Below are 15,410 nucleotides of genomic sequence, written 5' to 3'. Positions count from 1 at the left end.
TGTAATTTTCCAGAAAATGAATAGCCTCATTATAACATAGCAAGCCGTTTTGTTTGACTCTTTTTGTCGAATAATGCAAAGGACCCACATCAACCCACAAATTTTAGCAAATTGTTAAAACGTATCGACGTCACCCTGGAGTAACCGCCAATTATTTGCATTAAAGAAAACCGCATCCAGGTGGCCGAGGTGATGGACAACTACAGGCATCGGCTCATCTTTTCGCCTTACACCAATTTTCGTCAGCAATTGATGGCTGGCTGAATCACCCTTCATCGCCCATGATTGCAATACGTCACAATGCTTGACGTGTTCGCGAATCGTCCGTGCTAACTGCTTGCGCACATCCGGGTCATCAAGCGCCAGCCAATCGACAATATTGGCAACGGAATAGACACCCTTGCGATGCGCGACCTCTTCGATGGAAAAGACGACATAGCCGAGCACTTTGTCCGCTTCCCATAATGCAATCATCCGGTAAGGCTTGTCAGGACGATCGAAATACCGCCAATTAAGAAAGTCAGCTGTCCGCTGCACCATAATCGGTTTTGCCTGGGCTGCCGATTCGGCCAATTCATCGAACCGTTCATCACAATGGAGCACCTCTTCGATGACGCGTCCTTCCGACACAGGTGCAGCGGGTGCGCGGAATAAGGCTTTGCGATACCCTTTGCCGACTGTGTTGAATGACTTTAAGGCAGGGTGAAAGTTAGCCGCAAGCGCACCTGGGTTCAACGTGGAGCGATAGCGCGTGATGCTGGCCAGGTGAATGCCTTCCGTATGGCGGAGTAAATGGTACTTTGCTTCTTCTGTCGGAAAACCGTATAAATAGTCCAAGCCTTCCGCCCGGGCCCGTTGAATCATTTCTTTATTCAACTCGGTATAAATGCCTTGTAATTGTGCCTCCGGGTCCACCATCGCATCGAGGCTCAACCCCAAAAGCGCCGGTTCTCCTTGAATCCAGGCATCCATGACCCATAATCCAATATGCCCCAGCAGTTCCCCATCTTCTTCATAGACGAGGATCCACGGATTATCTGAGCGCGGCGGCCCTTCATATTTCCAGCGCCATTCTTCCATCGATTGCTCTCTTTCATAGACCTTCGTAAACAAAGTCTGAATTCTGTCTTCATCTCCTGGTTGATATGGACGAATCGGCATAACGATCTCCCTTTCTAGGCTCGCTTATCCTCTTATCGGAACGCGCACCGCATAAGTTTATAAGTTGGCTACAATTTCAAAAAATTACAAGTCGCTCAGGGAGAGTTACATCAGTTTGACGTTCACTCACCCTTACAGGTCTCATTCTATATCAAATTTCCTTTAGTTCTTTATCACAGAGCATGGACAACTCCTTACAAATCATAAGCCCCACCCTCTAGTTAAGACAAGATTTATCCGATAATCTTTTCGTTTTGTAATAAAAAAAATCAAGGTTCAATGTGCGGCAGTTAACCAATTTCATATACCCACGTGTCGATTTCGCAAAACCCTTGAAACGTAATTGTTATACAACTGTAAAATCATGACGAATCATGGTGTGGTAGGCTAGTTAATAGATTAAGAGACAGTTACATACATAACTAGGGGGAAGTTTTACGTGAAAAAATTAGGATTATTGTTAGTCGCTTGTTCAGTCGTGTTTCTAGCTTTTGCACCACAAAAAACCGCCGCCAAAAGCACCGCAAGCCAAGTCATCGACATCGCCAAACGCTATTCAGACTCGCCGTACCGCTACGGCGGAACCAGCCCGCATTCAGGTTTTGACTGCTCCGGCTTCACACAATTCGTTTTCAATAAAGCCGGTATCGATCTGAACCGTACGTCCGGGTCACAATATTCACAAGGTGATTACGTCAGCCGCTCTAACCTGCAAAAAGGCGACCTCGTCTTCTTCGGCAGCCCGGTCTGGCACGTTGGTATCTACATAGGCAACAATAAAATGATCTCAGCCGAGAACGCGTCAACCGGCATTCAAGTCACCTCGCTTACGGACTATTGGGACCGCAACTACACTGGAGCGAAACGCGTCATTGAAGAGCAAGCGAAAGACTCGCAATCAGCTGAAAGCAAGCCGCTTCCTGTCGGTCAATATCACGATGTTCCCAATGGACACTGGGCAGCTGATAAGATTGAGAAGTTGAGCAAACAAGGCATTATCGAAGGTTACAACGAACGTTTCAACCCAGATGATAAAGTCACACGCGCAGAAGCCGCTAAAATGCTGAGTGTCGCATTGGATCTGCCGAAGTCGCCAGGGAATGATTACACCGACGTCAATTCACCGCACTGGGCATCAGAATACATCAACTCAGCTACAAACAAAGGCTACTTCGATGGCTATGACAACGGTCGCAAATTCAAGCCCGAACAACCAATTACACGCGCCGAAATCGCTGCTCTATTCAAAGAAGCATTTAATTTAAATGGCTCCGGCAAGAGTTTCGCTGATACAAAAGGCCACTGGGGCGAGGAAGACATCCAAGCTCTAACAGCACATTCAATTGCTAAAGGTTACAGCGCCAACGCATTCAAACCTGATGCAGCAACTAAACGCAGCGAATTTGCCGTCTTCTTAACAAGAGCATTAAACTAATCATGAATGAAGGGATTCCCGAGTTACGGGAATCCCTTTTTTACTGGCCATACTTTGAGCGAGCAGAGGGTTATGCGGCATTTTCGCCATTTATGCGGGAAAATGCCCACTTTACGCGTGAAAAGCAGGATTTATGAGCAACTTTCAAGGTTTATGCGGCAAAACCGATGATTTATGCGGAAAAGCCTCATTCAGCAAAGATCCCCCCTTTAAAGCAGAGGCCGCTAGACAGTTCAAATAAAAGCGGAGGCGGCTGGTCAGCGGCGTATGGACTGGAAAGGAAACACGAAGAACGACGTGATTCGATGTTGACTTATCGTACAGAAGCGAGGGGAGTCTCACTAGTCGCTAGACGCCGGAGCTGGACAATTCTACAAACCAAGCTCGCATTCGTATAGCCCCAGGGGATCTATGAAACATCAACACTAGAAGTCAATCAAAAAAAAGCCTGAGGTCCGCATGACGCGGCCTCAGGCTTTTCAGACTCTATTCTTCTCTTAAACGCTCATCTTCTGCACGAGCGACAAACATAGCGAATTCCGCACGCAACGTGTTATTTTTCGGTTTGAATGTACCGTCTGGATAACCGTTGGTAATGTGGTTCGCTTTCAAGGTGTTGACGTAATCAACAGCCCAGTAGCCATTCGAAACGTCCTTGAAGCGATCGGTGGTGCTTCCTTCCAGTCCGTATGCTTCAACAACGATCTTGGCCATTTGGCCACGTGTCAACTTACCTTCTGGAGCAAACTCGCCTCCAGGCATACCTTGCATAATGCCACTTTCAGCAATCGCTGCGATTTCCTTGTATCCTTTGTCTCCAGGGCTCACATCGGAGTAGCCTGGATTCTCAACGTCTGAGGTATCAAGATCAAGGGAACGCACGATCATTTGAGCGGCTTGTACGCGTGTGATGTCATCATTCACACCGAAGTTGCCGTTAGGGTAACCATTGATGACGCCTGCAACATTGAGTTTGTCAATGGCTTCTTTACCCCAGAACCCATTTGGCACATCATCAAATTTTTGCGGTCCTTCATCAGATTGATAGATGGTCACTTGCTTCGTCACGGTGTTGCCAGCAAGGTCTTCCACTTCAACTTCGAAGGTGTTCTTACCTTCGTCTAGGTTCACGGTGTGTTCGTACGTTTTATCAGAGCTTCTCATTTCGTAAGGCTCTGTAAAGATTTGCTTGTACACTTCACTGCCGTCAACTCTGAGACGAAGTTCATCGTAATTGTCCTTCATGTTCAGACCTAGATCAACTTGATTCTGGTCTGTGATATGCGGACCATCAATGGATAACTCTGGTTTCGAAGAGTCGAGAATGACGCGACGCTTGAAGGAGATATCGTTTCCGCTATCATCAGAGGCATGGAAGTCGATCGTTTTCACACCGTCTGATTTAAAGGTAATGGTTTCGTTAAAGTTGTAACGTTGATTTGCGCTATCCCAGGACAATTCGGCTTGTTTACCGTTGATCGTAAGCTCAGTTACTTCCGAATCATCTTCGACATAGCCTGCGACTTGAACGTCTTTATTATCGGTTACGGATAACGCTTCAGGTGTTATCGCGCGAAGGGATGGAACAGTTTCATCGGATCCATCAGTCACACTGCCTGTCTCGCTATTGCCAGCATAGTCATGGGCAATGACTCTTACGTTGCTGGCATCTTCCGTATTTTCAAGTGTATAAGAGTCCGTACCCGCAGAGAGAGGCTCTTCTAGGACACTATCCCCATTCACGACTACATCAAAATGGGAAAGTCCTGCGCCGTCATCAAATGCATCCCAGCTTACTTCGCCATTGCTAGAATCATAGGATACATCCAATTCTGGATCTTCAGTGTCGACTTTGACCGGAATCGTCTTCGATTGCCAGTCGGCATCAGGGTAGTCGACGACTGACTTGATTTCATAATAGTATTGACCATCTTCCACGACGTCGCCTTTGACTTTACCATCCCAGGCGCTCTGCGCATAAATATCGAAAGCTGGAGCAGCGCCGCCATCAAAGTAGTGCTTGCGGACTTCATCTTGTGTCCGGATGGTGCGTAGTTTTTCTTTGTCTTCATTCAAGATGTTGAATTCCACATCTTTGGCATTTCGCAAGAATGATAGGACGGGAACGGCTTTCTCACGTGAACCATCGCCATCTGGTGAGAACCCGACGTTATACGCATTACCGGTCAACGTTTCATCTTCACCGAGTAATGGGTCAACACCAAGATAGTTGTAGACAGGTCCGCTTGGTGTCACCAGTCCTGTTTGGCCGTAGAACGGCTCGCCGTTTTCATCATAGATGGAGTCATCCACGATAGGCGCTTCGTCCCATTCGCCGTTAAATCCGACGTATGGTACGGATAATTCAGGATTGGAATCGTTCGGATCTTCAAACGTGACAAAACCTTCGACGAAGTTGCCATTTTCGAATGTTTCTTCAAGGCCACGCTCGTCAAACCATGTGACAGCATCGCTCAAGTCGATGGAGACATCCACCTCGATTGAAGAATTGGCTGGTACAACAACCTGGTAGCCATTTTCGACTTCACTGCCATTTGAAGACGAAACTTCGATCGGGAATTCACCGGCATAAGGCTCTTCCTCACTGATGGTTCCGGCTTTGTAAACCCCTTGTGTTTCACCAAGGTTTTCGTTTCCAGAAACCAAGTCCGTTTGCACAGTCCCAGCGACGTTGTAAATCGCGCTTTCGTCACTGACATTGTCAAGTTCCAGTGTAAAGGACTTTTGCGTGTCCATTTCTTTCAGAGACACTTTTCCAAGTCCGGATTCTTTCTCGGTCGCCACAACAGGCGTGCTCATCGCAGCATGCAGGTCCATTAACCCGGCGCCTTGCAGACGAGGGGAGTATGGAAGACCTGTTTGATAAGCATCGTTGTAAAGACCTTTATCTTCTTCTGCAACAGACGTATTCATGAGAATGTTTTTACTCATTTCCACGCGGCTTCTGCCTTCGAGCGAGAATTCTTCGTCAACGCGCTGCATCATGAGCGCAGAGCCACCCGACACGTGCGGAGCAGCCATAGACGTTCCGCTCATCATGCCGTATTCATCGTCTTGAAGCGTGGATAGAATGTTACTTCCTGGTGCTGTGATTTCAGGTTTGAAATCCAGGTTCGGCGTCGTTCCCCAAGAGGAGAAACCAGCCATTTTGCCAGCATCAGGGTTCTTGGATTTGACTTCTTCACCTTGGAAGGAAATCTCCACGGTGTTACCCGCCTGAATCTCATCTCTTAACTTAGCTCCCGGTTCGTTCAGCGTGGACAACTGTGGAATGTCGATTTCTCCACTGGAAGCCATGCTGATATAACCTGAGACGTTGTTGAAAATGATGACCCCGATAGCTCCTTCTTCCTGAGCATTCAGCGTCTTGCTGACAAACGTTGATTCGCCCCGTTGAATCAAGGCGATCTTACCTTCGACATCAACACCTTCAAAGTCGTTCGCTTCCGGATTCGCATCAGAATCGCCTGGTTTTCTTCCTAACCCGGCATATTCGACTTCATGGTAACCTTCACCGAGTGACTCGGGTGACACGTCACTTGCCGAAAGAAAGGCGACGGGATCTGATGCTTCTCCATCAATTTGCGTGTTGAAGGCATCGAGCATCAAGTACTCATTTTCAAATGCTGCGACTTGCAAGGAATCAGCAGACAGGCCAGGTGCACCGACAACGCCGGTATCTGGGTTCGAAGCAAATGTATTTCCGAATCCTTCACCTAGTTTAGCGGAGTTCCCGGCGGAAATGGACATCATGACGCCATTGTCAACCGCACGCTCGACCGCTTTCTGTTCTGGATCCTCTGGTTTCACAAAGCTGGCTGTTGATCCTAAGCTCATGTTAATAACATCTGCGCCTAAGATGATCGCATCGTCGATTGCTTTGACGTAAATGTCACTGTACGTCGATGGCATTTCCGGGTCGTTACCGAACACTTTCAAGCCAAGAATTTGCGCTTCAGGTGCCACCCCTTTAATACCACCGTTATCTTCGTCACCGTTAGCTCCGACCGTACCCGAGACGTGCATCCCGTGCATGCTGGCTTCCGGACCTAAATCTTTGACGGTATCATTTTCGTCCGCATAGTTGTAGCCGTAAGGAACTTTCTCGGTGAAGTATTTACCGGGAAGCTCGCCTTCTGCTTTCAAATCAGCTACATCTTGCTCGCCAATTTCTGTTTCTGTTTCCTCACTGAGAATCATGTCTTGGTGACCAGGGTCGATTCCTGTATCGATAACCCCGACGGTCATCCCTTCCCCTTTATAGCCGTAGTCTTGCCACGTTTGCTGCGCTTTGACAAGCTCTTTACTATACAGCATTTCCGGTTCTTCTGTCGGACGCTCGTATTCGTGTGTGATATGTACTTTGCCGACATTCGGAAGGCTTTCGAGCACTTCGATCGACTTGTACTTCACGGTTCCACTGAAACCGTTCACAACAGTAGTGAAACTTTCCTTATAATCCATCGGAATCGATTGTTGTGAAATTTTGTTTTTCACTTGCTGTTGCGCGTCTAGCGCTTCTGTCCGTAATTTCTTTTGATTAGATTCAGACAGCTCACTGTAATTCTTTCCCATACTTTGAGCTGAATACAGGGCAGGTTCATCTTGTAATTCGACAATAACTCTGACATCGTCTGACGGTGCATACTGCTTTTCATTGTCTTCGGCCTTGAGCACATTCTTCGTTTGCGGTTTCTGAGCATTCGATTTTCCTAGATTCTTATTCGGAATCCCAGATGCTGCAAAAGCCGAATTCGAAAAAGCTAACAAGAAGATAAAGAACAAAATTAGACTTTTCTTCACGTTCAAAAAGACATCCCCCTTATAATTTTTCCGAAAGTATGAACCCTACCCTCCCTTCTCTATTTGCATATATTAATTATATTCGAAGTTTTCTAACAAATCAATTTACAAAAAAAGCAATAATTAGACAAAATGTAAGAATATGTGACTCATATTTTACTAAACTGTTTCCTCTTCCAAATCTTGTAGATTTGACTAAGCTTGACATGATAGAATAGTAGAGAGGAACCACACTGCCAAGGAGTGTCGACAAAATATGATCGAAACAGTAAAAAAAATTTTTCCAGAAAAATCGGAACGTCAATTAAAAAAGTACTATAAAACCATCGAAACGATTAATCAATTCGAGCCAGATATGGAAGCCTTATCCGATGAAGCCCTTCAGGCTAAAACAGCAGAGTTCCAGTCGTTATTAGCAGAAGGCAGCACGATTTATGAGATACGCAACGAAGCTTTCGCGGTCGTACGGGAAGCCGCGAAGCGCGTGCTCGGCCTGCGGCACTTCGACGTCCAGCTGATCGGGGGAATCGTGTTGACGGATGGGGACATTTCCGAAATGGCCACCGGCGAAGGCAAAACGTTGGTCGCCACACTGCCAAGCTACCTAGTGGCGTTAGAAGGCAAAGGCGTGCATGTGATTACGGTCAATGATTATCTCGCCAGGCGTGACTATGACATGATGGGGCCGCTCCACGAATTCCTCGGCCTGTCGGTCGGCTTGAATGTGCCGCAAATCTCCCAGACAGAAAAAAAGCAAGCTTATGAAGCTGACATTACATATGGCATTGGGACCGAGTTCGGGTTCGACTTTTTACGGGATAATATGGCGAAAAATATCAACCAGAAAGTTCAGCGACCCTATCATTATGCGATCATCGATGAAATCGACAGCGTGCTGATTGATGAAGCGAAAACGCCGTTGATCATCGCCGGCAAAATGGAAGCCAGCGCTAACTTACATAGAGTCGGTGCGACGCTGGCCCGCTCCTTCACCCGTGATGAAGACTATCATTTCGACAACGAAACGAAAGCCGTCAGTTTGAGCGACCAGGGCATTACAAAAATTGAGCGTTCCTTCGGCATCGACAATCTATTCGACCTCGAGCATCAAACGCTCTATCATTATATGATTCAAGCAGTACGAGCCCATGTGTTATTTGAACGGGACGTCGATTATGTCGTCGATAACAATGAGATCAAGCTGATTGATATGTTCACAGGACGGCTGATGGAAGGCCGCACTATGTCCGACGGGCTGCATCAAGCGATGGAAGCAAAAGAAGGCCTCGACATCACGGAAGAAAATAAATCACAAGCCTCGATCACAATTCAAAACTATTTCCGCATGTATCCGAAATTGGCCGGCATGACCGGCACCGCCAAGACGGAAGAAAAAGAATTCCAGAATGTGTACGGCATGGACGTGATCCAGGTGCCGACAAACAAACCGGTGATCCGGGAAGACCGCCCCGATAAAATTTACGTGACGAAAGAGCAGAAATACGACGAGATGGTCCGGGAAGTCAGCGCCATTCATGCCACCGGCCAGCCGATTTTGCTCGGGACGACCTCGATCCTCCAATCAGATCGCATTGCTGCTTATTTGGATGAAGCCGGCCTTGGCTATGAATTATTGAACGCGAAAAGTGTAGAACAAGAAGTGCGTCTCATTTCCCTGGCTGGACAACAAGGCAACATCACCATAGCCACCAACATGGCCGGCCGCGGCACCGATATCGTGCTCGGCGAGGGCGTGGCCGAATTGGGCGGCCTTCACGTCATCGGCACCGAACGTCACGAAGCACGGCGCATCGATAATCAGCTGAAAGGCCGCTCAGGACGGCAAGGCGACCCCGGTTCCACCCAGTTCATCATTTCACTCGAAGATGACATGATCGAACGCTTCGCCCAGACGGAACGCGAGCGTAAAATGAAGTCGATCAAAACCGACGACACCTGCCGCATTTTGAATAAGGATATCCACGATTTCATCGACACGGCTCAGAAAATCAGTGAAGGCAGCAATTACAATATCCGTGAGTTCACATTGAAGTTGGATGATGTCGTCAATGATCAGCGCAAAGTCGTTTATGAGCTACGTGATAGGCTGCTCAAACAGGATGATGTCATCAGCCTCATCTCGCCGATGGTTCCGGATCACTTTGAGCATCTCATTGCCAAGCATTGTCCGGACACCATCGTGCCAGACGATTGGCCGCTTCAGCATCTGGAAGTCGAATTCCAGCGGGCTGCCCCGACCGTCGATGTCAACATCGCTCACCTTCATTACGAAGAACTAGATGAGTTGAAAGCTCATGCTCATGAAATTGCTTCGCGCTATCACACCCTGATTGCCGACTGGGCGAATCATGAAGCTGTTCAACACCGCATCAGGCAAGCCGCACTGCTCACGCTCGATAAGCTGTGGATTCGCCATTTGGAAATGATGAACCGTTTGAAAGAAGGCGTCGGCATTCGTCAGTATCAACAGGAAGATCCGCTGCGCCTTTATCAGAAAGACGGGTTCGATATTTTCCAGCATACGTTTGCTGACATGAACAAAGAAATGGTGCTAGTCATGGCGCAGCTGCTCAAACCTTTATTGAAACGCCAGCAAAACGAGGCGTCCGAGGAAGGAGACTCGCATGTTTAAGTTTTTAAAGAAAAAGAACCAAACAGAAGATGAGACATCCTATGACCCGAGTGCCGTCAATGCCGCTGAGTTGACTGACGTGGAGGACACCGACGCAGAAGAAACGGCGGTCTACCCTGAGCTCTCATTTCATCCGGACTGGCAGTTAGCTGAAGAGGAAACCTACGTGTACCGCTTTTGGAACAACGATCTGCCGCCGCTCAAGCCAAATCAAATCAGCATCCAGGGCGTCGATATCAAAAAAGAAAACGATACATTCATCGTTGATGCCTTTGTGCGGAATGCGCTGCCGAAAAGCATTCAACTTAAGGAAACCGGCATCCTGCTCCTTGATAAACAAGGCAACCGGGTCGCACGGAAAACGTTCGAACTGGGAGCCCTCGGGGAACTGCCCGGCCATTCAAGCCGACCCTGGACGTTCACGTTCGACAAACAAGCGATGACCACGCCCGATGACAGTGTGCCTGTCAGCGGCTGGCAGCTCGCTTTTGAATTGAAAAAGGCGTCCCAGAAGCATGCACTTGAGTTAGAGCAAAGCTGGCAGCAATCGCTGGCTACAGAAGACGTGGAGAAATTGAAGACGTATGTAGAGCAAATGAAGCCGCCTCGTTCAGGCGAAGTGAACTTTCTCGGTCTTCAAGCCAAACAGGCGGACAACGGCAACCTGCATGTCACCATGTTAATCCGCAACGGCAGTGAAAAAGGTGTCACCTTGCAAAAACTGCCGCTGAAAGTAGAAGACGCCACGGGATCGGTCATTGCAGAAGGCGGGTTTAAGCTTGATGATTTAGAAGTGAAAGCGAACACGAGCAAGCCATGGACCTTCATTTTTCCGGAGTCCATGATCAAGTCTGATGCCATCGACTTGTCGAAATGGAAGGCATATCCTGTGCAGAATTGACCTTTTTAGCTAGAGTGAAAAAACTCTAAGGCAGATAGCTTGAAACTTAGTATTTATTGAAAAGAATAGAATTGTTAACAAAAGACCTTCAATATATCACCCATCTAGGATGAATATTGAAGGTCTTTTTATTTATGGTGTTTGTTAAACCAACGATGTGGTAGACGCCCCTTTCTGAGGAAATGGTTCGTTTCTCCCCACTATCGAATGGGGTGGTTGGGAAGTTGCGAGACTCCCACCTGAAAGCAGAGGCGTCTTGGTCAGCGGCGTATGGACTGACTCATAATATGGCAACGAAACCCGGTTATCTCGAAAATCGAGTAAATAAGCTTACAGAATGACGGACTGAGATGTTAGACTACACCTTCAATAATACTTTCCCCTCATATTGACGGCTTTCGATTAAAGCATGGGCTTGGGAGGCTTCCTCTAAATTGAATACCTGGGCAATCGGCAAGGTCACGTGCTCGGAGGCAAATAACGCCAGCACTTTTTCAGCCACGGGAGCTAGACGAGATGGGTCATGTTGCCGGGTTGTGCCCAGGCTGAACCCTTTCACATTCCGGCAGCTGCTATGAACGTCACTCGTTTTGAACGTCCCTGCCTTGCCACTGCTGTTACCGAATTGTACGAGTGTGCCATATAAAGCTAAACAATCCAGACTGCTTCGCGTCACGTCGCCGGCCACCGAGTCAAAAATGACATCTGCACCTGCCTGTTGTGTTTCGTTTAAAACAGCATCTTTAAACGTTTCATAGGTATAGACAGCATCCGCTCCTAAGTTCTTCACATATGCTGCTTTGTTCATGTTTCCGACCGTTCCGATGATGTGTTTCACCCCGTGTACGTGCGCTAACTGGACCAACATGGAGCCCACCCCGCCAGCTGCGCTATGGATCACAATGGTGTCGGTAGTTTTCACGTGGGCGATCTCATGTAAAAGGATATAAGATAAAATCGACACAGTCGGCATCGTCGCCGCCACATCTAACGAGAGCTCATCAGGAATCTTAAAGACGAGCTGGTCATGTGCTTTCACATATTCCGCGTAAGAACCCCCGCTCGGAAAAGCGATCACGCGATCTCCTACTGAAAACTTGCCATTGTAAGTAACGTCTTCTATTGTGCCGGCCACATCTAATCCTAGTGTGAAAGGGAATGACCCAGACGCTTTATTACCATTGCGTTTCTTAATATCTGCATAGTTCACACTCGTATAGGCTGTTTTGATCAACACTTCATTTTCGCCAATGTCCGGTTTAGCTTGGTCTGTACAAGACAGTACATCAGCCTCACCATATTCATGTTGGATGATGGCTTTCACATCAACCTCCTCCATTCATTCAATGTTGTACTTTTTCATCAGCTCACGGGCTTGTTCGATACCTTTTTCCGTGATGAAAATAGATTTCGCACGCTTACTTCCTGTTATGTAATGCTCTTCATTTAATGCATCCAGGGTTCCAAACGGGTAACCTTTCCAACTTCTTTGTTCCTTACCCAACCCAACGTCTTCTGTGAAAGACGTTAAATACAAGAGTAGGAGGGTCAATTCATCGACTTGGTCCTTCATTCTATCAACTCCTCAATGTTTTACTGCTCATTATAGCTGAAGAAAACATGGCTTTCGATTGGACCTTCCTACTAAAATCGTTCACAAAAGGGTTGTTTGTCCGCCTTTTGTGAACGAGTAAATGATTTAGCTATTTTGATATTGTGTTTCTAAGTTCGCTTTGATTAATTCATAAAAATTATGCTGCGCGGAAGAGGAGCTTTCCGAGTAGTTTAATTGATGAAGAAAAAATTGAGTGGAAAAGGAAATGAAGGCACTTTTGCTGATGCCTAACTCTTTCGCTCGCTGCTCGACCTCGTCATTGAGGGTATCTTCTATTCTGACGCTGACTTGTTTTTTCATATAAATTCCTCCTTACACACGGAAAACGTATAGTAAAAATCAATGCTGTCCTATTAATAGATTACCACATACAGGAAAGTCCTACCATCTTAAATTTCGTCAAAGTACACCCAGTCAAGTTGACAGAACCATTTAAAAAGAGCCTGATCAGCCTAACTGCTGACCAGGCTCTTAACATTAAGATCGTGATTTATTCATCAGATGTATCAACAATCCGATCTTCAGTTTCAGGGGTCACTTCTCCAAGTTCTGCGACATAGTCACGGAAGATTTCCCAGTCGGTTTGACCAAGATCTGTCACGCGGCCTGCGTCATAAGCGTTGGCAAAGACGTCAAAGCCGTCCCCGCCTTTTGCTGTAAAGGCATTGGTGGCAACAGTATAGTCAGCTGATTCATCAAGCTCCACCCAGGAACCGTCCTGTTCCAGGGTTACCTCCTGAACACGATTGCCTGCTTCCATTGAACTGTCATACGTAAAGTTCAACCCGGAAACTTGCAGGAAGCCGCCGCTTTCCAATGGAGCCTGGCTCACACTATGTTCCAGCGCCGTCATGATCTCTTCGCCGGACAATTCCATTGTAGCAAGCGTATTGCCAAACGGCATCACTTCGAGAATTTCACCGATCGTAATCGGGCCTTCATCGATCGAGGTCCGAATGCCGCCACTATTTTGGAATGCAGCGACTGTATCTTCGTTGTATTCTTTCGCTTTATTAAGCATACCGTCTGTAATCAAGTTACCTAGCGCCGTTTCACTATTTCGTACGCTGACCTCGCCGCCGTCACCGGTACGCGGATTCGGGAACGCGTCGGTCGCAACGCCGCCGCTTTCTTCATTCATGACCTCTTCGACTTGAGACGAATACTCTTCCAGCTTTTGAGCTGCTTCAGGGTCCGCTTCTTGTTCGGAAATCTCAATGAGTTCACTGGCATAGCCGACAACTTTGCCTTCCTCATCAAATTCCACATCAAGCGTGCCTAAATTACCGCCATATTGGCCAGCCTGAACGATGAGAGTCGGATCTTTCGCTTCCCCGTTCTCATCTTCCGTCACTTCCACCGCTTCATCTAACCCGGTGTGGCTGTGACCGCCGACGATGACGTCAATGCCATCCACTTGTTCAGCAAGCAGCTGATCATTGTCATATTCCGGGTTATCATTGAAACCAAGGTGACTTACAGCAATGATTTTATCGACACCAAGCGCTTCAAGTACCTCGACACGGTCTTCTGCCGTTTCAATGTAATTGTCGAACGTGATATCTACTGGACTTGAAATATCGGCTGTTTCTTCCGTCGTCAAGCCGAAGAAGCCGACCTCTTCACCGTTTACTTCCTTGATCATACTATTGTAAATTTCCCCGTCGTGCGGACGTTTGCTGACATAGATATGATATAAGCCGCTCATATGCTCATCATTGGAGAAATTTACGTTAGAGCTGACAAATGGGAACTCAGCCCCCTGGACGAATTCCGATAACGCCTGGTGACCTTCTTCACTTGCCCCAAGGTCGAACTCGTGGTTGCCGAATGTCATCATGTCATAGTCCATCATGTTCATGAATTCAAGATCGGCCTGACCCTGGAATTCGTTAAAGTACAATGTACCTGAAAAGACATCGCCCGCATCAAGTAGTAATGCTTCAGGATTTTCCTCACGTTCCTCTTCCACTGCCGTCACGCGCTTCGCCACATTATCCAAATGGGCATGCGTGTCATTCGTATGCATAATGGAAAGCTCATAAGGATCGTCTTCAGGTTTTGGCAGCTTGTCCCCGAACATGTAATCCGTATTTGCGAGCAGCCATGAGAAATCGCCGCGTTTCACGTCATCTTCCGGGCCGAATTCAATTTCGGTGAGCCCATTGATCAACCCATGCGCATACAAGGTCTCAATGTCTGAGATATACCAGGCACCTTTCTTCAAGTCTTGGAAAGGCAGATCTGCTTCTTTCTCTTCAATCCCGTATGCTTCAACGACGAGATGCGCGAATTCAGCACGCGACATTTCGCGGTGAGGCTGAAACTCCTCGTTCCCTACCCCTTCAATGTATCCCGCTTCATACAAAGCATTGACAGAGTCCGCATACCAGGCATCTCCATCAACATCCGAAAATGGAGCTGCGTCAGCATCCATATCCAGTTCGAGAATGTGAGCGAGCATCTTAGACGCTTCAGCGCGTGTGACCGACTCCCCCATTTGGAATGTACCGTCTTGGTACCCATTTACGACACCTGCATCCGCTAAATCATGAATGACATCATGATACAAATGGTCCGTCGGTACATCCGGGAACACGTCATTTGCTGAAACCGTCATTGCTGGTGCTGCCACTGAAGCTACTAAAGCTGCGCTGACTGATGAAACAATGAATCGCTTATTCTGGTAAACTTTCATATTATTCATTTCCTCCCCCTAGTAATCAATGAACTCCCTATGTAGACGCCACTTATACATCTGATTGACCCCCAGTAAAAGTCACCCCCTCAATTATTTTTGTGAAAATTCAAAATAGATTCT

At 47.3% G+C, this 15,410-nt stretch carries 9 protein-coding genes; 3 read left to right on the top strand and 6 right to left on the bottom strand.

Translation table 11 applies throughout. The features are described 5' to 3' along the window. Positions 1-114 precede the first annotated feature (114 nt). Complete coding sequence (locus tag HOP45_RS00670; RefSeq protein WP_181346883.1) at positions 115-1,161, bottom strand: GNAT family N-acetyltransferase; 1,047 nt, start codon at positions 1,159-1,161, stop codon at positions 115-117. Positions 1,162-1,600: 439 nt separating this feature from the next. Between HOP45_RS00670 and HOP45_RS00665 the strand changes: the two genes are divergently transcribed. Further along, the gene (locus HOP45_RS00665) at positions 1,601-2,596 is read left to right on the top strand and encodes a C40 family peptidase (protein ID WP_181346882.1); all 996 of its coding nucleotides are present in this window, start codon (positions 1,601-1,603) and stop codon (positions 2,594-2,596) included. Between the two features lie 486 nt (positions 2,597-3,082). On the opposite strand, the gene HOP45_RS00660 is transcribed toward HOP45_RS00665, so the two are convergent. Continuing rightward, positions 3,083-7,420, bottom strand: coding sequence for a S8 family serine peptidase (locus tag HOP45_RS00660; protein ID WP_370457933.1), 4,338 nt, complete (start codon positions 7,418-7,420; stop codon positions 3,083-3,085). Positions 7,421-7,676: 256 nt separating this feature from the next. On the opposite strand from HOP45_RS00660, the gene secA2 reads away from it, so the two are divergent. Together secA2 and HOP45_RS00650 are read left to right on the top strand one after the other, a co-directional pair. Beyond that, the gene (secA2, locus tag HOP45_RS00655; protein ID WP_181346880.1) at positions 7,677-10,073 is read left to right on the top strand and encodes an accessory Sec system translocase SecA2; all 2,397 of its coding nucleotides are present in this window, start codon (positions 7,677-7,679) and stop codon (positions 10,071-10,073) included. After that, complete coding sequence (locus HOP45_RS00650) at positions 10,066-10,974, top strand: accessory Sec system S-layer assembly protein (protein WP_181346879.1); 909 nt, start codon at positions 10,066-10,068, stop codon at positions 10,972-10,974. The genes secA2 and HOP45_RS00650 overlap by 8 nt, the downstream gene beginning before the upstream one ends. Positions 10,975-11,332: 358 nt before the next feature. Here the strand turns inward: HOP45_RS00650 and HOP45_RS00645 are convergent, their stop codons facing one another. The 4 genes from HOP45_RS00645 to HOP45_RS00630 form a co-directional block, all read right to left on the bottom strand. Beyond that, positions 11,333-12,298, bottom strand: coding sequence for a quinone oxidoreductase family protein (locus HOP45_RS00645; RefSeq protein WP_181346877.1), 966 nt, complete (start codon positions 12,296-12,298; stop codon positions 11,333-11,335). Between the two features lie 15 nt (positions 12,299-12,313). Beyond that, positions 12,314-12,547 carry a DUF6429 family protein gene (locus tag HOP45_RS00640; protein WP_181346875.1) on the bottom strand — a complete coding sequence of 78 codons (234 nt, stop codon included), beginning with the start codon at positions 12,545-12,547 and terminating at the stop codon, positions 12,314-12,316. A 126-nt stretch (positions 12,548-12,673) separates the two neighbouring features. Further along, positions 12,674-12,889 carry a ribbon-helix-helix domain-containing protein gene (locus HOP45_RS00635; protein ID WP_181346874.1) on the bottom strand — a complete coding sequence of 72 codons (216 nt, stop codon included), beginning with the start codon at positions 12,887-12,889 and terminating at the stop codon, positions 12,674-12,676. A 190-nt stretch (positions 12,890-13,079) separates the two neighbouring features. Continuing rightward, positions 13,080-15,296, bottom strand: coding sequence for a 5'-nucleotidase C-terminal domain-containing protein (locus tag HOP45_RS00630; RefSeq protein WP_181346872.1), 2,217 nt, complete (start codon positions 15,294-15,296; stop codon positions 13,080-13,082). Between the last annotated feature and the right edge of the window lie 114 nt (positions 15,297-15,410).

The sequence above is a fragment of the Thalassobacillus sp. CUG 92003 genome, from assembly GCF_013618635.1.
Lineage (GTDB): Bacteria > Bacillota > Bacilli > Bacillales > Halobacillaceae > CUG-92003.
This window is presented reverse-complemented; position numbering and strand designations above follow the sequence as displayed.